A 19,061-nucleotide genomic window follows, 5' to 3' on the forward strand; every position below is an offset into this window, starting at 1 on the left:
TCGATGGTGACCTCTTCTGTCTTGGCGGCGGTGATGTCGCCGTACATCTTGAACAGGCCGTTGGGGTCAATCCCCCGGATGTGCTCCATATTGACCCGGGCGCCGTAGGTGGACTGGTTGTAGCGCTGGGCCATCTGCTCAAGCCATTCGCGGGTGATGGCGCGGCCATCGGTCGTGCCCCCTTCTACGGCAACACGGAAAAATTTGGACTTTGCCATGGGTTGGGATCCCTTTGGTGATTGGGTGGTGATGTCGCGGTTATGGTCTGGGTGACAGGCGGGATCGTGCAATCGGCGGCCAGTGTGTACGGCGCTGGCACACTGGCGGGGTGGCGTTTGGATGGGTTGTGGCTGGGTAGACTGGCGCCATGACGACAGCACCCTTACTTTTCCCCCATATCGAACCCAGACGGCAGGCCATGCACCTGTACTTTCAGGGGTACAAGATCCGAGCCATTGCGGAGCTGCTGGCGACCCCCGAGGGGACGGTCGCCACCTGGAAATCCCGCGATGGTTGGGATGACATCAAACCCATTGACCGGGTCGACTTCGCCATCGAGGCGCGGATGTGCCAGCTGATCGCCAAGGAGGTGAAAAGCGGCGGCGACTTCAAGGAGATTGACCTGCTGGGTAGGCAGTTGGAGCGGATAGCCCGGGTCAACAAGTACAGCAACGGAGGCAATGAGGCCGACCTCAACCCCAAGGTGGCGAACCGCAACAAGGGGCCGAAGAAGGCACCCGAGCGCAATGTGGTGGAGCCCGAACAGCAAGAGCGGCTGATCGAGCGCTTCGAGTCCACCATGTTTGGCTACCAGCGCACTTGGTACGAGGCTGGCAACCAGCACAGGATCCGCAACCTGCTCAAGTCTCGCCAGATTGGGGCGACCTACTTCTTTGCCTTCGAGGCCTTCATCGATGCCCTGGTCACCGGGCGCAACCAGATTTTCCTGTCGGCCAGCAAGGCGCAGGCTCATGTGTTCAAGCAGTACATCATCCAGTTTGCCAAGGAGGAGGGGGTGGAGCTCAAGGGCGACCCCATGGTGCTACCGAACGGAGCGCACCTCTACTTCCTCGGCACCAACGCCCGCACCGCCCAGAGCTACCACGGCAACATCTACATGGATGAGTACTTCTGGATCCATGGCTTCCTTGAGTTCCGCAAGGTGGCTTCCGGCATGGCGATGCACAAGAAGTGGCGCCAGACCTACATTTCCACCCCATCCAGCCTTTCCCATCCCGCCTATGCGTTCTGGTCCGGCGCCAACTTCAACCGTGGCAAGGCGAAGGCAGACCGGGTCGAGATTGACCTGAGCCACGCCAATCTTGCCAGCGGTAAGCTGTGCGCCGATGGTCAGTGGCGGCAGATTGTCACGGTCGAAGATGCGGTGCGCGGTGGCTGCGACCTGTTCGACCTGGATCAGCTGCGCAGCGAGTACTCCGAGGAGGAATACCTCAACCTGCTGATGTGCATCTTCATGGATGACACCTCGAGCGTGTTCCCGCTCGTCACCCTGCAGCGCTGCATGGTCGACAGCTGGGAACTGTGGGACGACTACAAGCCCTTTGCCCTGCGTCCGCTGGGTAGCCGGCCGGTGTGGATCGGCTATGACCCGGCCAAGGGTGGGCAGGGGGATAGCGCAGGTTGCGCCGTGCTGGCTCCGCCGGCGGTGCCCGGCGGCAAGTTCCGGGTGCTGGAGCGCCACCGCTGGAGCGGGATGGACTTCGACGCCCAGGCGCGAGCCATCAAGGCCATGTGCGAGCGCTACAACGTGTGCTACATCGGCATCGATACGACCGGGATCGGGGAGGGGGTCTACCAGTTGGTGAAGCAGTTCTACCCGGCGGCGACCCCTATCCAGTACAACCCGAGCGTGAAAATCCAGATGGTGATGAAGGCGCAGGATGTGATGAACAAGGGGCGGCTGGAGTTTGACAGCGGTTGGACAGACCTCGCCCAGGCGTTCATGAGCATCCGCCGCGCCGTGACCGCGGGCGGCAAGCTGCCGACCTTTGAGGCCAGCCGGTCAGAGGAAACCAGCCACGCCGATATTGCCTGGGCAACGATGCAGGCCCTGTTACACGAACCGCTGGCAGGTGCCACCGGTGCCAATACCAGCATGATGGAGATTTTCGCATGAGAAAGCGCCGCCCACAGCGCCATACCTCGCCGATGACGGCGACCCAGAAACCCGGCGCGGCCATCGAGGCGTTCAGCTTTGGCGAGCCGGTGCCCGTCTTATCGCAACGGGAGGTGTTCGACTACCTGGAGGCCATGCACAACGGCCGCTGGTACGAGCCGCCCCTCTCCCTCAATGGGCTGTCTCGGGTCTATCGGGCCGGGGTGCATCACGCCTCGGCCATCCAGGTGAAGCGCAACATCCTGCGTTCCTGTTTCATCCCGCATCCGAAACTGAGCCTGGCCGCCTTCACCGGGTTGGCGCTGGACTATCTGATCTTCGGCAACGGCTATCTGCAGGCGGTGCAGAACCGACTCGGCGGGGTGCTGCGCTATGACCACCTGCGGGCTAAATACACCCGGCGGGCTCTGGACTTGGACACCTATTGGTGGATTGCCCAGCCCGGGCAGGAGCAGGCGCTGCCGGCCGGGCGGGTGGGCCATGTGATGGAGAGCGACATCAACCAGGAGATCTACGGCATCCCCGACTATGTCGGCGGGCTCAACTCTACCCTGCTCAACGAGTCGGCCACCCTGTTCCGCCGCAAGTATTACGAGAATGGATCCCACGCTGGGTTCATCATGCACATCACCGACGCAGTGCAGAACGAGGGCGACATTGCGGCCTTGCGTGAGGCGCTGCGCCAGAGCAAGGGGCCCGGCAACTTCCGCAACCTCTTGCTCTACACCCCTAACGGCAGCAAGGACGGGGTGAGGCTGATCCCGGTTGCCGAGGTGGCGGCCAAGGATGATTTTCTCTCCATCAAGAACGTCAGCCGCGACGACCAGTTGGCCACCCACCGGGTACCGCCCCAGTTGATGGGAGTGATGCCGAACAGCACGGGCGGGTTCGGCGATGTGACCAAGGCCGCCCAGGTGTTCGACATCAACGAGATCGACAGCATCAAGGCCAGCCTGCTGGCGCTCAATGACTGGGCAGGGGAGGAGGTGATCCGGTTCAACCCCTACAAGCTGGCCGCCGGTATCGAGCAGGCCAGCCAAGGCGACATGCTGCGCTGACCCTGCCTGTGCATCCCGACCACCCCGCCACCTGGCGGGGTTTTCTTTTGCCCCTCACATGGCCGCATCAGCGGCCCGCTGCTGCATCACCGATGCGGGCTATCCTTGCACCCTCGCAGATCCTTTCACGCGCATCCTGAGCGGCTGGCGCAGCCTGCTGCCCCCCCCTGCCAGCACCACTGGCGCGCAATCGGGACCCCGCCTCGCCTGCCCGCTTTATGTGTGGGAAATCATGCAGGTGAAAGACGGGGAGAGGGGAATGGCTCCCCGCGCCAGCACTGGCCGCGCGGGGGATAACGGATCTTTTTTGCGATCCTTCACTTTCCGTCAGATCCTTTCACTTCCTGAACAATGAAAAGCAACAGATGTACGTGTTATTCCCTGGTTAATGTGGGGTCTGTAACACTGCTGACAGCACTAGCTTTTTCTAATTACTCTAAGCTCCACCATTAACTTTTTTCCTTTATCAGTCATAAACCAAAATAGTGCAATGCCACCATCATTTGTTCGACTTTGTTTAACGTTAATTAAGCCTAGCGCTTCAAGTTGAATTTTAAATGTTTGGAATTCTTGGTCGTTAATACTAGAACTTGTGAAACTTCTAATACCTAATTTATCGAGAATGCAATCTTTTATCACTGAGCGTGCTTTGGTGTCATTCGGTGTGTTCATAATCGACGGTGCAATCAAATTATATAATTGACCAAATGTGTCTTTATATTCCCATGAGTCATCATATCTGTTGCCAGCTTTTCTATAACGCCCGGTGAGTGTGAAAACTTGATCTAATCCTGCCAGATCTGGGATGTTAATACTTGAGTTAGATTTCAGTAACTGACTAAGTTCCTGTACTTTTTTATTCAGTTCATCATTTTCATTTTTCACTGAACGTAATTCTTCCAATACTTCAGATGAGGTCGTTGCATTCCCCCTCACCCAACCTACAGCAGGATAAGCTTTAATTGTCTTGGGTAGGTTTAGGGCAACTAGACTGGGTAGCTCTATTGCGGATGTCCAGAACTTGACAAGCCTGTTAGTGCATACCTCATTTCTAAACTTAACAAGTTTTTCATACAACTCTGGATTTCTATCAGTTTTGGCAACAGGTAATTGATCCGGCTCACCATGGACAAGAGCGATGATTTTCATGCCTTTTTCTTTCGCATACTGATACTCTTTTTCTGTATAACTAAGGCCATCATCTACGGATATGGAGCCATATCTAGCCCCTAATATAAGCAGGTAGTAGTCACAGTCATCAATAATCTTTTTAATAAATTCAAACTGCTCCTCGTCCATGGCTGGAAATAATTCCATTCCGGCTGGAATACAATCCATTTCCATCAGGGTTTGAATTACTTTAGCTCGTTCATCTTGTAAGTCTGCATATGTTGAACTAACGAAAACCTGATAGCGTTTATTCATATGTCTAAGCTCTCTATCTATTTTTTTGTAGAGTACACATACAAAAGAGACCGGTCACGCACCTCAGTGCGTGACCGGTCACATTTACCAACTTTTTGCTGCCGGCAGGCGATGCAGGTTGGGGATCAACCTGTTCCAGTCGCGGTTGCCGTGGGTAGCGGGCTGCACATGGCGGGTCTTGTCGGCCAGGATGTGCTGGGCGGCGGCCAGGGTCATCGGGTATTCGTGGATGATGGAGTAGTAGGTGCCGGCTTCGCGGTGCTCGGCCACATCGAGCAGGGGATAGATGCGGCGGACGGCCCCCATCATGTAATCGGCGGCGCGCCAGAGCCACGCCAGCGAATGCAGCTCATCGTCGGTCAGCATAGTGAGAGGCTGCGGGTTGGCGGCGGTCTCCCGGTCCAGTACATCGAGCACCCAGCGGCGAAACTCTTTGGCGAGTGCAGTACGGGAGAACATGGCGATCAGATGGGCACCGCGCAGGGAGAAGATCCGAACCTCTTTCTCGCTGCTACCATTGCCGAACCCCTTGACCGTCAAATTGACGGTCAAGGTCATGCAAGGGGTAAATTCGTCCGCGTTGCGGGTGTAGATGCGACTGACGGCATCTTCTCTGGCATAGCCAAGGGCTTGGGCGATCTGGGCGGCGGTCAGCCAGGGTTGGCCTTGATGGGGGATAACGGTGAACTGGGTGTCATGGAAGCGGATGCTGTTCATGGCTAGATCCTTTTGGTCGAGTGGATCGTCACCATTGACGCCAATCCTCTGGTGACGAACTGGACAGGGTTGGCGTACCGGGACCAAAAGAAACCGGCGCCCCGAAGGGCCCCTGCCCAGCCCGCCATAACTGAGATTGCGGGTACAACTGGGCCGCACAATAAAAAACACGCAGGGCGCGTGTTGTGCGCTTTTGATCGAACGGGACGCCAATCCCGACAACGGATTTTGCCGTTGCCCGCGCAGTATCGCGCAACTGCGCGACACCAATCAGCCCCAATAAGGCGGGATAAGCCACAATCACCCCGCCCAGCAGCACAACACCGCCGGCAGGGTATTCCATTGACATCAAGAAGGAAGTGTCTGTTTTGGTGAGGCGCATACACAAGGCTGCTGACCTGAGTGGGCGATCAGCAGTATTTTTTGTAGAAGGTTTTCACTCTGGGGACGACGTAAGGTGAGACGTCGAAACCGGCCAGAATGCGCGTGAATGTGGGGTCATCACAGGGTTGATGGGTGTGGATGTCCCCACTCGCGATCCGCTGACTTACCGTCACCGAGCCCAAAATATTGGCATTTTTGTAGAACACGAAGCTGGGATGACGGACAAAAGGATGATCACCTACCGCAAGAATGCAGGTCGTATCGTGTTCGATACCGGCTTTGATACTGCTGATATTAACGGCAAGAAAGCATTCTCTGGCCAAGTTAGGGTAAAAAATAGGGTCGTTGCAGACGAAGAAAAGGTGGTTAGTACCACCGGTTGGAATGAGCAAAGTCCCTTTGCGTATAGGCACCTGTGGCATCAACGCAACCCGTTGGTGATTTCATCAAGTTGGCGCTGTTCGCGCAGGTGCTGAGCCATGATGGTTGCCATTTCCGGTGTTTTTCCTACGGCCAAAAACAGCGTTTCTTCACTGATGGGGTAAGAGCTGCCATTGGGGTCACGCCATTCGGAGCAATTGTCGTGGGTGTAGTTGACCAATGCCCATTGGTCCATGTGACCAAAGTCATTCCAAGTGCGGGTCAGGATCTCCACTTCGATGTCGGACAGCAGGTCAAAATCATCCCGCTCTGCTTTTGGGTGACGAGTGGCGACCTCGTAATTTGCTTCACCCGAGATCCACTGTTCCCAACCGTCAGGCTGCTCACTGCCCCCCTTAATTAGATTCAGGGTTTGTGACAGAACGGGACCATGTGGCATGGACACCATACGATCACCGCTGATGGATTCACCAAAACGGCTCATGGCTTCCCGATCACTCAGGTAGAGCAGTTTCATCAACTTGAGGTATGGCATGCGGCCACCCTGCTTGGAGAGCAAGAAGGCTGCCATTTGGGCTACGCGTTCTTCGTTAAACATGGGATGTTCCTTCCTCACTGAGTGAGTTTTGCATGTCCTGGCCGATAACTAACCAGCCGATGCACAGTTCATTCATGCCGCAATCAAAACGGCAAAATCACTTCCACCGCTCTGTTTCCATGCTCTTTGCCACGGTAACAAAGCCCTCAGCCATTTTGGCTTTGAATGAGTCGCTAGTGGTTCGCTTGCTTTTCCCAGGGCGGGTTTTGGCCTGGAGTTGCTTCTCATTGAGATGGCCGCTCATAGCGTGCTCCTCTTCAATGATGGGGGGGGACGTCACCAAACAGATGCACGGTGAGTAATATTCAATTTTGTATATTACGCAGTATCGCGCAACATTGCGCCACCAATCAACCCCAATTATCCCCAATTTATCCCCAGTTATCCCTTGCCCCTATTGGGAAAACCGCCCTGCGTGGCTGTTCAACGCTGCTGGCGTGGTAGGCAAGAGCAAGGCATTGTGACCGGTCACAATGCCAAGGTTTTATCCCCTCTGGTGTGCCAGCAGGCCGCCTCACCCTTGAAGGTTCCTCCACACCCTTCCGGTAATGCACAGTCGCAGTTCTGGCAAATCTGCTGCTTGAGCTCGGCTTCCTGTTCCTGCCAGCGTTCCCAGTCACGGCGTAGCAGGGTGCTGATGTACTCGTCGGCGCTGTAGGGTTCACCGGATCCGGCTCTGGCTCGGCGCAGGATTTCCAGCTGCTCGCGCTCGCGGGTGGAGAGCGCCACCTCCACCCGCTTGATGCCTAGAGCGGCCTGTCTCGCATGCTGGGCCTGCTTTCGCTCCGTCGCCTCCTTTGGTTTGCTCATACCTACCCCCTTCTGGCAAATGCACCCTGCCGCGCCCTGGTGGCCTTCCATACCTGCTTGGGAGCTGGGCCGACAGGCAGCACCCGCTTTGCCTTCTTGGGTGGGGTGATGGTGTCCAGCTCGCCCTGATAGAACGGGAACCAGGTATCCTCGAACCGGATGACCCGCTCCATGCGGTCGAGCAGCAGATCGCAGAGATGGCGGTCAGTGGCCGGCATGTTGTCGAGCGTGCTGGTGATGGCGGCACGACCCGCCGATCCCGGCGGGTGTTGATGGAGGATGGGCCAGAGCCGCTGGCAGAGCGGCAGCAGGCGCTCGACGTCGGCGCGGTTGATGATGTCAGTCATACCGCATGCTCCTTCATCCCGAACACCACATAGCCCGGCTGCTGGGCATAGTCGGTGACGAAGGTGATCTGGCGTTTGGCGCTGCGGCCGGTGTAGCGTTCGCCGTCCCACTCGTTGAGGGTGACGGTATCGCCCTCTTGAAAGCCGCGGTCAGAGTTGTCGCGGATCTCGAACGGCTTGGCGCCGTCCAGTACCGGCTGGAAGTAGCGCGGCAGGATTTTCAGTTCGTGGTGCATGCGGCCTCCTCGCCTTCCTTACTGGCTATCTCAAAATCCCGAAAATTCTCGCTGCCGGTTTCGTTGTGTGCCAAGTTGCCGACGCGGTTGGTGTGAAACATCCCCATCGGCAGAAACGTTCTGGGGAAACGACCATGCCACTTTCCGTATTCAGTTGGCTTGCCAGATGCGAAGCTGGTCGGGCCGCATGCGCTACAAAGCTTCAATCCTTTTCGTTCTGGTGCATACGACCAGTCATAAAAACGCTCCATTCCATTGACGAATCCCTGGCTTGATAGTGCGGTGTTCTCGCAGCAACCGCAGTGCTCACATTGAAATAGGCTCATGCTTTCGGCCCCTCGTACTTGTTCCGCATCCGGTTGGCTATCTGCTCCAGGTCTTCGGCCATGTACCACATGCTGTTGTTGTCCTTGCGAGACACGACCTTGCTGCGATGAACGTTCCGGCCGATCAGGATTTTGGCGGCCAGCAGTACCAGCCATGCCTCAACATGGCGACGAATCCAGTCTTTCATTTCGTGGAGCATGCAGCCTCCATCTCCATCTGATTCATTGCCTCGGCCCAGCCGCCCGGGATCCCGTTGCTGATGGCTACCACGTCCAGAGCTCTGGATAGCTTCAATTCCTTACCTTTCGCCTTCTCTTCCTTCACCAGCTTTTTGGCTTTCTTGCGGCAAAATTCAACCGTATTGCCCGACGGGAATTTCAGATGGTCGTTGTCGTGCTTCATGTGTCCTCCATCTCAAGCAGGCGTAATCACTGGCTTCGATTGCGTCTGATGCATTTATCGTGCTTATGTCTGCTGCTCTTTCGTCAAATCCTCAATTTGCGCTCCCCGTATTGGGGGAGCGCAACACAAGCCTGTCATGGGCGATTGCCACAGTGACGATACTTATCACTCTTCCAGCGCCCTGAGCGTGGCATCCGCTTGGCCGACAGCAAACATCGCAACATCATTTTGCGTCATGTCATCCCAATTCGGGTTTTTCATCAGGGCTGCACTGAAGTGCATCGCCATCATTTCGCGTTTTGTCATGCCAACTGTCATACCACTTGAGACCAAATTTGATCCTCGGCCATCGGTCAGCGAAAAGACATCTATTGGCTGCCCATCAGACCCAGATACAGGCATGGCCGGCATATCAGCGTTTTTCATCATTACTCTCCTTTTTGGTTTTGATTTGAAGCCAGCGCCTGATAGATAGCGCTGACATAGCGGGCCTGATGCTTGGCATCGTCCAGCGCTCGGTGGGCAACCCCCTCGAATGGCATGTCTTTTTTCGGGTCAAAGCCCAGCAGGTCACGCCCCATATCAACAACGGTGCGCACATCCCTATCCTGGAATCCGTTCCAGTAGCCAATGAAGCGCACTTTTCTTACCGCTTCATAGGCGTTGGCCATGATGGTGCAGTCAAACCCAGCACCGTTACCCCACACATAGGGTCGTTTGCCTTCTTGCCCGTTGGCCATCAGCCACTCCTGAAACTTTTGCAGTGCCTGGAGAAGTGCCATCCGCTTTTCGCCATCTACGTTATAGGCAATGGCTGCGCGCGCTTCATCACTCTGCCCCAGCCACCACAACACGGTGTCAGGGTCCATCTCACCGAATCTGGCACTATCACTCAGGTGGATATGCGCTTCGAATTCGGCACCCAGTTCACCGGTCATCGGGTCAAAGAACACGGCTCCGATGGTGACGATGGCCGCTCGCGGGCCTTTGCCCATGGTTTCCAGATCCAGCATTACGTTTTTCATCTTCATTCCCCTCATTCCACGCCCAGGCGCGTCCGCGCCTTGGCAATCTCCGCCTGATGGCGGTCGTTGTCGGCTTGCATGCTCGCGACGCGGGCCTGCTCCTGTTCGGTGGGCTGGTAACTGGCCCGGTCCTCTTCGTCATCCAGCAGACGGGTGAAGATGGCGATCGCCTCTTCGGCCTGCGCCAGCGGCAGAGCTGCCAGCCATTCCGTGACGTTGCCGCCGGAGTGCATCAGCTCGCGGGCCTGCTGTTTCAGCGTGTCGCTGCTGGCGGCCCGGGTGCTGGCCTGCTCTGCCTCGACCTCGGCGGTCAGCTGGTCGGCCACCGCATCGCCAGCACCCGGCCAGTTGCGGGTCACAATCAGCCGATCGCCGACCAGTCGCACATATTGGCCGTCGGCGTGGATGATGCTGCCGTGCAGCAGCAGGGCGGCGTTGCTTTCATCAAGACCCATTCGGCCCAGCTCTTTAGCCAGAGCGGATCCTTTCACCCCCGATTTGGATCCTTCCGTACAGTTATTGACAGAACTCCGAGGGGGGCGGCTGCCGCCGCCTGAGGGCAACTCGCTGCGCTCGCTCACTGCAGGCTCGCGCTGCTCGCCCAAACCCGACCCGTTGACCCCCTTGCGCACTATCTGCCAACCCTCGGTGCGGGTGATGGCGGTGGTCATGCCGATGTCGGTGATCACCCCCATCAGGCGCAGCACATCCTCGCCATACTTGTTGGCGGCTTCATCGAGGCGCTTGGAGAGGCGGATCAGGTGTTCTTTACGGGGAAGGTCAATGCCGCCCATGGCGTCGATAAAGTCGCCCCAGCGGTTGTTGTCGGCGGCGGTGCGGGCGGCTTCCAGAATGCAATCCCACTCGATCACCTCGTCACCCAGTCGGCGCAACTCGCGCCACACGCTCACAGCCGGGCCGCCTATCTGCTGAAACTGGCGGATACGCCAGCAGCTCGCCCAGGCCGCGACCGCGATGGTGGTGTGGTCGACCGGGGCCTCGGCCTCGTAATCCATCCCGACCTTGTGGCCGTCGATGTTCTTGGCGATGTACTTGGCGATGTAGCCGGTGGCGCTGCCTTGGGTTGGGTCGATCTCCTTCCAATTCACCCGTGGGTTGATGGCCTTGACCACCGCCGGGCTGCTCACATCGAGCAGCCACTTGATGCGCGGCATCTTGTTGCGGATTTTCATCTCGGCCAGCGCATCGAGCTGGTCGCCGTTGGGCATCTTGAGCTCTGCCCGTTCGGCGGCGGTGAAGTGGTAGGCAAGCATGGTCAGAAAGTCGCGTTGGTGCTCGGGGTTGATAAACAGCAGGCAATGCCAGTGCGGGGTACCGTCGTGGTGCGGCTCCACCACCCGAAAACCGAAGGCCATGATCCCCTCGCGGGCCAAGGCGGCACGAAAGCGGGCCCACTGCTTGCACAGCAAGCGGTTAGTATCGGTCGGGCAGGCGCCGTTGAACTTCTCGTTCTGGTAGGTCTTCGCCTTGTCTTTGCTGCCCTGGCGCCAGGCGTGATAGCTGGAGGGGGCGGTCAGTGTGAGGAACAGGCCCAGTTTGCCCTGCTCCTGTGCCATGTCTTCAAAGCCCCGCATGCGCACCATCAGCTCATGACGGCGGATCTCGGGGTTGGCGACCGAGCCCATCACCGCATCGACCAGGTCAATCTCTTGCCCCAGCTCTTCGTTGACGGCGCTCATGCCAGCCATCCAGGCTTGCTGGGCTGCTTTACGCTGGGTGAACTCACGCACGGCGTGCGCACTGGCGTAGGGGCTGACCCCCTTGCGCACCTGGCCGGTGAGGATGGCAATCAGCTCGCAGTAGATAGCCCAGGCGCGGTTGATCTTGCGCAGCCACCACGACTCGTCGAGCAGGCGCACCAGCAAGCTGGCGGCGGCCCCTTCGAACTTGTCCACCTCGTCGGCCAGATCGTCCCGCTCGGCCTGGCTCAGAGGGCGGCCCAGCAGGCGCTCAACCTTGGTGCGCGGGTGAATGGGGAGGGGCGGGCAGAAGTGCCACGCCTTGGCCTGGGCCCCGATATCGGCCAGCAGCTCCGTGGCGGTGCGCTCATGGCCCGCCGCCGCCAGCAGTTGCTGGCAGCGACGGGCCCACTCGGCGGCAACCAGCTCGCGGCGCACGTCGTTGCGCAGGTCGATCACCGGTACCGGAAACCGGCTCTGTGCGGCGGCGCAGGCGTCGACCATGCGGCGCAGCCAGATGTTGGCGGTCTTGGGATTGGCCGGGTAGCGGCGCAGGAAGGTCGCGGCCAGCGGCTTGGCAACGTGCCACTCAATGCGGGCAAGTTGCTCGGCCGCCCCGGCCATGTTGATGGCGTGGTGCCCGACCAGGTAGTGCTGGGGGAGTTGGATGCCGTGCAGGTTGGTGATGGAGTCCATCATTGGCACACCCCGCACTTTTCGTTCACATACTCGTTGGGTTGCAGGTACCGGCCGCAGTCGCTGCAGGTCGGTACCATGTCCAGGGTGGCGAGCCGATCAGACCAACAGGTGGCCTCGCAGAAAAACAGGCTGGTGAGCCGGTTGCCGACCAGGATGACCGGACGCACATGGCCGAACTCGCCGCAGCAACTGCAGCGCATCGAGGGGCGGGCATTGGCCGGGACGGTCTTCACCACGGTTTCACTGGCGGCGCGGGCCAGCGGCCAGCAGGTTTCGACGCAGTAGGGGTAAGAGCGGCGACCGTGTCGGCCCGCAACCGGCAGGCAAACCGCCATCTGGCGGCACTTGGTGCAGGGCTCCAGCGTCACGATATGGCTGTTTGCAGGGCGCACGACGCCCAAAGCCGGGGCAAGCCCGGCTGGTTTTTGGTGAGTCATTAGATGGCGCCTCCGTTGTATGACTGGCGCAGACGGGCGGCAGATTGGCGCTCGCAGCGGCGAGCAGCGCGCACCATGATCAGCAGGGTTTTGATATATCGGTGGGGACGGCAGGGACGGCGACGGGCATCCAGCAATTCGAGTTGGTATTCCCGGCGGCGCGCTGCGTCGCTCAACATGGCATCAAGCCAGAAGTCGTGGATCATGCTGCATCCTCCGCAATCAGATGACTCAGGCCGTTCGGCAGGTTCACGCGATTACCGTTGTCCCAAATAAACCAGCTGTATTCGCAGGAGTCAGACCCGCCATTCACAAAGCGGGGCCGCGGTACCAGGATCGGGGTCTTGTTCGGAAAGCCGACCTCTGCCCAGAACGGCACACGCTTTTTGCTGCCCAAGAAGTTCACCCGCTGCAGGTAAATCAAGGTGCCATCAGGTTCGAGCTCGTACAGACTCTTTCTCAGAAACTCCTCCGTCAGCGAGAACGGCGGGTTGGTGATGATGACGTCGAACTGGCGGCCAAAGTCCCACGCCAAGTAGTCACGGCCATGGCGGATCTCGGCCCACTCCTTCTGCTCGGCCGGCAGCGGCACAGGGTCATAGATGTTCCCCTCGGCGCGGCACGGCTCCATAAAGGTGTCGCCCTGGCGGAAGTTAATGCAGCGCATCAGGGCAGCCACTGCGCTGGCTGGCGTTGGGTAGAGCTCGCGCTCGATGACATTGCCGGTGGTGCTGCTCATGCCTGATACTCCTCGTCGTCGCGGTCTGCATTGGCCTCACGGCTGGCCAGCGCCAGCACCCCATACATCGCCAGCAGCAACACCGCTGACCGAGTGACAGCCAAATCCTCTCGGCGCAGGCCAACAACCTTATTCACCTCCGCCAGTAACTGCGCGACCAGCTCTCCGGTGTCTTCGAAGGCATCCATCCGCTGGCTCAGCTCGACTGCTGACATTTCGTTCATGCGCCCAACTGCAAGCGACATGGCGACCATGCTGGTATTCACTTCACCGACAAACTCGCCAGAAAGCGCTTCGCCGAGATCGTCGAACCAATTTCCCAAACCGCAGGCCGAGTCAGTGGCTACCCCTGACAAATCCAGCACCGCCAACTCGGCACCCAGACGGGCCCGCATTGCCATGGGGTTCACATAGACCTTGCTCATGCTGCTACTCCTTCCAGAACACGGACGCGGCCAGACGGCAGCGGCTCGATGCGGGCGGCTTGGCGCTGGCCACGCAGCCAGCAGTTTTTGACGTTGATGTAGCCGTGGCGCACCAGGTAGGCGACGGCGGCGGCCGGTGATGGGGCGGTGTGCTTGGCGGTGATGGCGATCATTGGGCACCCCCTTGCAGCTCATGGGCAAAGGGCGGCTGGAATATCGCGGTGCTGTCTGGGCCGCTGGCCATGTCCACGCCGATGATGTGGGGCCGCTGGCCACCGCGCAGGATCTCGAGGCGCTTGGTCAGCTCGGCGTAGATGTCGAGCAGAGCCAGCTCGTCGGCCTGTTCGGCCAGGGCTTCGAGGCTCGCCTCGACGGCGAGGCTGTGGCATGCCCCGAGCTGGGGACGGTGGGTATTGATGAGGCTGTTCGCGACTTTGCGGATCGCCTGTTCTGCTGTAAGATTGTTCATGAGGTTTTCCTCGCTGATTGATTGAAAGCCCCGCTGGTGCGCCAACACCGATAGCGGGGTTTTTTATTGGCCGCTTCCGGCCACCTTCTGCAAAACCGCTCTGCGGCTTTCCAACATGCCGGCCTGCTTGTTGAGCTCGGCCCGGCGCTTGTTCTCGTGTTCTGCCTGTTCCTGCTCGCTGCGGGTCGGCCCCTCAATACGGCGGGTGGTGCGGTGCCACTCGCGGCGGTGCAGCACGCCGCCATCAAACTCATGCAGGGTTGCCATCAGCTCACCCAGGGCGAGGCGGATCGCCTCTTGTTGGTCAAAGTCGAACTGGTCCAGCTCGCGCCCGGCTTGGGTGGTCGACACCCCGGCGGCGTAACAGATGACGGCGCGGGCCCGGGTCGGCAGGCGTGACCAGCGGCTGGCCGCCCCATTGCGGCCGAACTGGGCGCGCATCTCTGCCAGCGCCACCTCTGCGGCGCTGGGCTGTTGAACGAGCTCGAAAATCTGTGCGGTGTTCATGGGGCGGCCCTCCGGTTATGCCTGCAGCAGCTTGGTCAGCCAGTGCGGGCGAGGTTGATGGCACGGCTGGAAGCGCAGCGCGCCACGGCGGCCCTGGCTGTCTTCCAGATAACTGCCGTCGAAACGGGTGGTGTTGCGCATCACCGGCTCGTCGCCGCTGGTGACGACAGTGGCGCGGTTGAACAGCAGAAAAGGCAGCGGGATCAGCCCCGGCTGCTCTGCGCGAAGTTTCATGCTGGCTCCTTGAGCGGGACGCTCTTCGACATGGTTTTGTGGTTTTTGCCCACGCCCTTGCAGGACGGCAGCACGATGGCCGGATTGGGCATGGCGGATGGGCTGATGGTGCCGACGATTTCAAACGCCGCCTTGAAGGTGTGGCCGCAGTCGACATTGCTGCAGGCGTAATAGGCGTGGCCTGTCAGCGGGCTCATTTTGGTGGAGTTTCGGGTATTCGCGTGGTAACCGCAGTGGGGGCAAATCAATCTCATGGTCTGGTCTCCTATGCGCCGATGGCGGCGCGGGCCATATCAGCAGCGCACGCAAGGCTGGGGATGGCGTGAAAGCGGTCCTCGACCTCGGTAGCCAGCAGCACAAGGTGCTCGATGCCTGCCCAGATGCCGGTGACGACGGTGTTTCGGTGTGATTTGGTGACGCGTTCACCGGCGAGGAGGGTGGTGGCCTGGGCCGTGACGCCCAGGATCTGGGCCCCCGCATTAAGCGCCTGTTGGGCGCGGGCCTCTGGGGCAACCTGGGCGGCATCCGGCAGACGAACGGCGGTCAGGCCGCAGTCAAACAGCAGGCCATCAAACAGCGTGTCGTCGCCGGTGGCGTGGTAGAGGGCGATGAGATCGTGCGCAGTCAGGTTGTGCCGCTCACACGCCGGGTTGAATTTGTTGTGCAGCACGTGGTGTGACATGCCGATGGTTTCAGCCAATTGGCTGATGTTGTGCGCCTGCTTGAACAGGTCGCAGGCCCCTGCAAAGTGGCTGTGTGAACGAGTGCGCTGGTTTGACACTTTATCCCCCTGTGCTCAATCGCTACCGTTAGGTCAAGCAGCAGCGCGCTGGCGCGACTTGCTGGTCGAATCCTTGGCCACACGACGACGGGAGTTCTCATGAACGAACTTGAAGTAGTGTTCCGGCTCCTTGGTCATCTCGCGCCAGCGGTGCAGATTGACCCACGGCTTGTCGCCAGCACGCAGTTTGGGAACGATGGGCAGGCGCCCGTCGCTGATCATGTCCTGGGCGGTGCGCAGTGGCAGGTCGAACTTGAGTTCGTCCCGCAGCATGGTGAGGAAGGCGTCCAGCGGAATGGCCGGCAGCATGGTGAGCGCAAGGCTCTGTTTGATGGTTTCCAACTGGCGCAGCACTTCTGCCAGTTGGTCAACTGGAGGTTGAACAGCGTCACCTATCGGTGCGGCATGCGCCCCTAAAGGCTGTTTTTCGGTGTCACGTTGCGTCATACTGCGCCCCTATCCCTATTTTATTTGCCTTTCAATGCGTTGAACCCCCTAGTTTGCGACCTGTGGGTTACAACGAGACTTGTAGGGTGAGAGTATACGGTCGCGCGGCATCGCGCAACCGAAAGATCTCAAAACAACCTGAGGCTTTCAATTTATGGAGATTGTTAACGGCACCACATTCGACATGAAGGGTTTCGCAAAGCGAATGGAAGCTCTGATAGGCAGAGAGAGCTATAAGTCGTTTTCGAGACGGGTAGGTGTGAGCGATGCAGTACTGCGCAAGTACGTGACTGGCGAAACAATGCCCTCTGTGGGACAAGTCTCCCAGATCTGTGGTCATGAGCCTCGGTTGTTCTTATGGCTATGTCTTGGCTTAGGAGATATGCCTGAAGAGGTTGCCGTTCTTCCTGAGGTGCCACGCAATGCCCTGGCGGGTCATAGTAAAGAGCCAGTAGCGCTCGAAGAGTCCGGAGCTTCCTACCACCAGATGCAGGATTACACCCTGGTCGACTGCTACCAGGTGTTTGCGTCGGCCGGGTTCGGCGCCACCGTCTCCGACGAGCTGAAAACCGAGCCCATGGCGTTTCGCACTGACTGGCTCAAGAAAGAGGGGTTGGCACCGGAACGGCTGGCGGTTATCCGCGCCAAGGGCGACAGCATGGAGCCCACCATCAGCAATAACGACATCATCTTGGTGAACCTGTGCAACGGCGATGCCCTGCGCGATGGCCTCTATGTGCTGCGCATTGGCGACAGCCTGCTGGTGAAGCGGCTGCAATTCGATGTGCTCGGCGGGATCAAGGTCATCTCTGACAATCCTGGCTATGAAACCCAGGTGGTGACCAAGGACCAACGGGCCGATGTGCATATCGTCGGCCGCGTGGCATGGGCAGGGAAGAAATTCTGATATAGCAGGAGGCTAACCGTGTTTGATCTGAATTCTGCAGAGCAGCAGAGTACCCGCAAGCTCAGTGCCAAGCTGATTATTGGGATCTTATTTATCCCCTTCATCTTTGCATGGTTCACACTTGAGAAGGGCTATCGTCCAGTTGCGCGGATTGCTGCATTCTCTTGGCTGACTCTCAATTTATTATTGCTAGTTACCGATAGTGGTTCGGCAAATTGGGGAATAGTGCTCTTCTTATGTGGGGCAGGGATGCTCTCAGCGATATGGTTTGGCAAATGGCGACCATGGATTTCAGTACAAAATATTGCCGACCGTGTGCCCCAAAAGTCTGTTGATAAATCACAAGCCAAAGTTGGCCCCGTTTTCTCAAAGAAGGGTAACAAGCCAGCCCCAGAGTTTTCGTATAACCCAGTCGCAACTAAGGCTACGAGCAGTGACGCGCTAGATAAGTTTGAACAGTCGCTCACCACTTTGTGGGCAGGCTACATCTCTGGTGTCGAATTTACCTATGTCAGCTTTGACGGTGAACGGTCGCGAAGGCAGGTTGATGTGGAAGAACTTGTATTTAATGACCGTGGGCAATTTTACATTCGTGGGTTCTGCCATAAGCGGATAGAGCAGAGAACATTCAAGGTGAGGAATATTGAGACCAAGTTCAAGGTCGGTTCAAAGCGTTATGAGTTTGATGACTGGTGCACTCAGGTGCTTGGGTTACCGGCAGATGTGATTGATGATATTCAGTCATTAGATCATCGCTGAATGACAGTTCGCAAACTCGACGACGGCAAGCCGCGCCTCTGGCTTGCCGAAGTCTATCCCCAAGGCCGTGAAGGCCCCCGCAAGCGCAAGCGCTTCGCCACCAAGGGCGAGGCGCTGGTCTGGGAAAAGTGGTTGCTGGAAGAGAGCAACAGCAACCCCTGGCTCACCGCCAACAAGGTGACCGAAGACAAGCGGCGCCTATCCGACGTCATCGACCTCTGGTTCCGTTTGCATGGGCAGACACTGGTCTCTGGCGAACAGGTCAAGCGCAAACTCGACTTGATGGCCGAGGCGATGGGCAACCCTTATGCGGTCGATCTCAACAAGCGGCATTTCGCCACGTACCGGGAAGGGCGGCTCACCGGGGCCATCATCTTCCCTGGTCGCTGCCGTGACCGGGCCGCTGGGCCCAAAACGGTGAACGACGAACAGCGCTTGCTGAATGCGGTGTTTGGGGAGCTGATCCGATTGGGGGAGTGGGTGAACCCCCACCCATTGACTGGCTTGCGCCAGGTCAAAACCCATGAATCGGAGATGACCTACCTCACGGCAGCGCAAATCGACATGCTGCTGGCCAGTTGCGCGACCTCCCGGGTGCCGGCGTTGACCACGGTGGTCAAACTCTGTCTGGCCACCGGGGCGCGTTGGTCTGAGGTGCAGGGGCTGACCAGCGCCCAGGTGAGCAAGTATCGGCTGACGTTCACCCAGACCAAGAGCAAGCGCAATCGCTCGGTCCCCATCTCGCCAGAGCTCTATGAACTGATCCCCAAACGCGGCATCCATGAAGGCAGGTTGTTCCCTCCCTGCTATGACGCATTTGAGTATGCCGCGCAAAAATCCGGGGTAAACTTGCCGGAGGGACAACTTTCTCATGTGCTCAGACATACGTTTGCCAGCCATTTTATGATGAATGGTGGTAATATCCTTGTCCTACAGCGAATCCTCGGTCACAGCACCATCACCATGACCATGAGGTACGCCCATTTTGCCCCCGAACATTTGGATGACGCGGTCAGATTAAACCCTCTGATCAGCCCTCACTCATAGGTGAAAAATGGCGGCAAAGTGGCGGCAGAGCTCCGCATATAATGCGTGATACCGCGTGATGTT

31 protein-coding genes are annotated in these 19,061 nt (G+C 58.5%); 5 read left to right on the top strand and 26 right to left on the bottom strand.

Features of this window, described 5'->3' with window-relative positions; genetic code table 11:
- On the bottom strand, positions 1-218 hold a 218-nt coding region (locus AB5Y70_RS20760), incomplete at its 3' end, for a GPO family capsid scaffolding protein (protein WP_368176039.1).
- A gap of 149 nt (positions 219-367) precedes the next feature.
- Here AB5Y70_RS20760 and AB5Y70_RS20765 point away from each other — a divergent pair.
- Both AB5Y70_RS20765 and AB5Y70_RS20770 read left to right on the top strand, forming a co-directional pair.
- Positions 368-2,137, top strand: a complete 1,770-nt coding sequence (locus AB5Y70_RS20765) for a terminase ATPase subunit family protein (protein WP_368176038.1) — start codon at positions 368-370, stop codon at positions 2,135-2,137.
- Complete coding sequence (locus AB5Y70_RS20770) at positions 2,134-3,195, top strand: phage portal protein (RefSeq protein ID WP_244081748.1); 1,062 nt, start codon at positions 2,134-2,136, stop codon at positions 3,193-3,195. The genes AB5Y70_RS20765 and AB5Y70_RS20770 overlap by 4 nt, the downstream gene beginning before the upstream one ends.
- 417 nt (positions 3,196-3,612) lie before the next feature.
- Here AB5Y70_RS20770 and AB5Y70_RS20775 read toward each other — a convergent pair whose 3' ends face one another.
- The 25 genes from AB5Y70_RS20775 to AB5Y70_RS20895 all read right to left on the bottom strand — a co-directional run bounded on the left by AB5Y70_RS20775 (position 3,613) and on the right by AB5Y70_RS20895 (position 16,285).
- Positions 3,613-4,620: a DUF4062 domain-containing protein gene (locus AB5Y70_RS20775; RefSeq protein ID WP_319877706.1), complete on the bottom strand. Its 1,008-nt coding sequence runs from the start codon at positions 4,618-4,620 to the stop codon at positions 3,613-3,615.
- A gap of 84 nt (positions 4,621-4,704) precedes the next feature.
- Positions 4,705-5,337, bottom strand: a complete 633-nt coding sequence (locus AB5Y70_RS20780) for a P22AR C-terminal domain-containing protein (RefSeq protein WP_319877704.1) — start codon at positions 5,335-5,337, stop codon at positions 4,705-4,707.
- A 28-nt stretch (positions 5,338-5,365) separates the two neighbouring features.
- Positions 5,366-5,719, bottom strand: a complete 354-nt coding sequence (locus AB5Y70_RS20785; RefSeq protein ID WP_368176128.1) for a hypothetical protein — start codon at positions 5,717-5,719, stop codon at positions 5,366-5,368.
- Positions 5,720-5,747: 28 nt separating this feature from the next.
- A complete protein-coding gene (locus tag AB5Y70_RS20790; RefSeq protein ID WP_319877702.1) occupies positions 5,748-6,143 on the bottom strand; it encodes a hypothetical protein in 396 nt (131 codons plus the stop codon).
- On the bottom strand, positions 6,143-6,700 hold the full coding sequence (locus tag AB5Y70_RS20795; RefSeq protein ID WP_223920683.1) for a Panacea domain-containing protein: 558 nt from the start codon (positions 6,698-6,700) through the stop codon (positions 6,143-6,145). Before AB5Y70_RS20795 ends, AB5Y70_RS20790 begins: the two co-directional genes overlap by 1 nt.
- 468 nt (positions 6,701-7,168) lie before the next feature.
- Positions 7,169-7,510, bottom strand: coding sequence for a hypothetical protein (locus AB5Y70_RS20800; protein ID WP_368176129.1), 342 nt, complete (start codon positions 7,508-7,510; stop codon positions 7,169-7,171).
- A 2-nt stretch (positions 7,511-7,512) separates the two neighbouring features.
- Positions 7,513-7,857: a hypothetical protein gene (locus tag AB5Y70_RS20805; RefSeq protein WP_319877698.1), complete on the bottom strand. Its 345-nt coding sequence runs from the start codon at positions 7,855-7,857 to the stop codon at positions 7,513-7,515.
- Positions 7,854-8,093, bottom strand: coding sequence for a DUF3850 domain-containing protein (locus tag AB5Y70_RS20810; RefSeq protein ID WP_210538154.1), 240 nt, complete (start codon positions 8,091-8,093; stop codon positions 7,854-7,856). Before AB5Y70_RS20810 ends, AB5Y70_RS20805 begins: the two co-directional genes overlap by 4 nt.
- Entirely contained in the window at positions 8,078-8,419 is a 342-nt protein-coding gene (locus AB5Y70_RS20815) for a hypothetical protein (RefSeq protein ID WP_210538153.1), read from the bottom strand. Before AB5Y70_RS20815 ends, AB5Y70_RS20810 begins: the two co-directional genes overlap by 16 nt.
- Positions 8,416-8,619: a hypothetical protein gene (locus AB5Y70_RS20820; protein WP_319877695.1), complete on the bottom strand. Its 204-nt coding sequence runs from the start codon at positions 8,617-8,619 to the stop codon at positions 8,416-8,418. Before AB5Y70_RS20820 ends, AB5Y70_RS20815 begins: the two co-directional genes overlap by 4 nt.
- Positions 8,604-8,822, bottom strand: coding sequence for a hypothetical protein (locus AB5Y70_RS20825; protein ID WP_210538151.1), 219 nt, complete (start codon positions 8,820-8,822; stop codon positions 8,604-8,606). The genes AB5Y70_RS20820 and AB5Y70_RS20825 overlap by 16 nt, the downstream gene beginning before the upstream one ends.
- A 165-nt stretch (positions 8,823-8,987) precedes the next feature.
- Positions 8,988-9,251 (bottom strand): hypothetical protein, encoded by a 264-nt coding sequence (locus AB5Y70_RS20830; RefSeq protein ID WP_368176130.1) that lies wholly within the window; start codon positions 9,249-9,251, stop codon positions 8,988-8,990.
- Entirely contained in the window at positions 9,251-9,853 is a 603-nt protein-coding gene (locus AB5Y70_RS20835; RefSeq protein ID WP_319877691.1) for a 3'-5' exonuclease, read from the bottom strand. Before AB5Y70_RS20835 ends, AB5Y70_RS20830 begins: the two co-directional genes overlap by 1 nt.
- A 5-nt stretch (positions 9,854-9,858) precedes the next feature.
- On the bottom strand, positions 9,859-12,246 hold the full coding sequence (locus tag AB5Y70_RS20840; RefSeq protein WP_368176131.1) for a replication endonuclease: 2,388 nt from the start codon (positions 12,244-12,246) through the stop codon (positions 9,859-9,861).
- Entirely contained in the window at positions 12,243-12,683 is a 441-nt protein-coding gene (locus AB5Y70_RS20845; RefSeq protein ID WP_368176132.1) for a hypothetical protein, read from the bottom strand. Before AB5Y70_RS20845 ends, AB5Y70_RS20840 begins: the two co-directional genes overlap by 4 nt.
- On the bottom strand, positions 12,683-12,889 hold the full coding sequence (locus tag AB5Y70_RS20850) for a hypothetical protein (RefSeq protein ID WP_290434983.1): 207 nt from the start codon (positions 12,887-12,889) through the stop codon (positions 12,683-12,685). Before AB5Y70_RS20850 ends, AB5Y70_RS20845 begins: the two co-directional genes overlap by 1 nt.
- Positions 12,886-13,422 (bottom strand): DNA methyltransferase, encoded by a 537-nt coding sequence (locus AB5Y70_RS20855; protein ID WP_368176133.1) that lies wholly within the window; start codon positions 13,420-13,422, stop codon positions 12,886-12,888. Before AB5Y70_RS20855 ends, AB5Y70_RS20850 begins: the two co-directional genes overlap by 4 nt.
- Positions 13,419-13,847 carry a hypothetical protein gene (locus AB5Y70_RS20860; protein WP_368176134.1) on the bottom strand — a complete coding sequence of 143 codons (429 nt, stop codon included), beginning with the start codon at positions 13,845-13,847 and terminating at the stop codon, positions 13,419-13,421. Before AB5Y70_RS20860 ends, AB5Y70_RS20855 begins: the two co-directional genes overlap by 4 nt.
- Positions 13,844-14,020: a hypothetical protein gene (locus AB5Y70_RS20865; protein WP_017763985.1), complete on the bottom strand. Its 177-nt coding sequence runs from the start codon at positions 14,018-14,020 to the stop codon at positions 13,844-13,846. The genes AB5Y70_RS20860 and AB5Y70_RS20865 overlap by 4 nt, the downstream gene beginning before the upstream one ends.
- Positions 14,017-14,316 (bottom strand): hypothetical protein, encoded by a 300-nt coding sequence (locus tag AB5Y70_RS20870; protein WP_368176135.1) that lies wholly within the window; start codon positions 14,314-14,316, stop codon positions 14,017-14,019. The genes AB5Y70_RS20865 and AB5Y70_RS20870 overlap by 4 nt, the downstream gene beginning before the upstream one ends.
- A gap of 63 nt (positions 14,317-14,379) precedes the next feature.
- Complete coding sequence (locus AB5Y70_RS20875) at positions 14,380-14,823, bottom strand: hypothetical protein (protein WP_319877680.1); 444 nt, start codon at positions 14,821-14,823, stop codon at positions 14,380-14,382.
- A 15-nt stretch (positions 14,824-14,838) separates the two neighbouring features.
- Positions 14,839-15,057 carry a hypothetical protein gene (locus tag AB5Y70_RS20880; protein ID WP_104455397.1) on the bottom strand — a complete coding sequence of 73 codons (219 nt, stop codon included), beginning with the start codon at positions 15,055-15,057 and terminating at the stop codon, positions 14,839-14,841.
- Entirely contained in the window at positions 15,054-15,311 is a 258-nt protein-coding gene (locus AB5Y70_RS20885; protein ID WP_279982881.1) for an ogr/Delta-like zinc finger family protein, read from the bottom strand. Before AB5Y70_RS20885 ends, AB5Y70_RS20880 begins: the two co-directional genes overlap by 4 nt.
- A gap of 11 nt (positions 15,312-15,322) precedes the next feature.
- Positions 15,323-15,838: a phage regulatory CII family protein gene (locus tag AB5Y70_RS20890; protein WP_323887215.1), complete on the bottom strand. Its 516-nt coding sequence runs from the start codon at positions 15,836-15,838 to the stop codon at positions 15,323-15,325.
- A 33-nt stretch (positions 15,839-15,871) separates the two neighbouring features.
- On the bottom strand, positions 15,872-16,285 hold the full coding sequence (locus AB5Y70_RS20895) for a hypothetical protein (protein ID WP_239053058.1): 414 nt from the start codon (positions 16,283-16,285) through the stop codon (positions 15,872-15,874).
- Positions 16,286-16,667: 382 nt separating this feature from the next.
- Here AB5Y70_RS20895 and AB5Y70_RS20900 point away from each other — a divergent pair, with 382 nt between their 5' ends.
- Genes AB5Y70_RS20900 through AB5Y70_RS20910 form a run of 3 tightly spaced genes read left to right on the top strand, consistent with a single transcriptional unit; the run spans position 16,668 to position 18,998 of the window.
- On the top strand, positions 16,668-17,192 hold the full coding sequence (locus tag AB5Y70_RS20900) for a S24 family peptidase (protein WP_239053059.1): 525 nt from the start codon (positions 16,668-16,670) through the stop codon (positions 17,190-17,192).
- A gap of 18 nt (positions 17,193-17,210) precedes the next feature.
- Positions 17,211-17,951, top strand: a complete 741-nt coding sequence (locus AB5Y70_RS20905) for a WYL domain-containing protein (RefSeq protein ID WP_290433594.1) — start codon at positions 17,211-17,213, stop codon at positions 17,949-17,951.
- Positions 17,952-18,998 (top strand): tyrosine-type recombinase/integrase, encoded by a 1,047-nt coding sequence (locus AB5Y70_RS20910; protein WP_319864159.1) that lies wholly within the window; start codon positions 17,952-17,954, stop codon positions 18,996-18,998.
- Positions 18,999-19,061 lie beyond the last annotated feature (63 nt).

The sequence above is a fragment of the Aeromonas sp. s1(2024) genome, assembly GCF_040908005.1.
In the GTDB taxonomy this organism is placed as follows: Bacteria; Pseudomonadota; Gammaproteobacteria; order Enterobacterales; family Aeromonadaceae; genus Aeromonas; species Aeromonas caviae.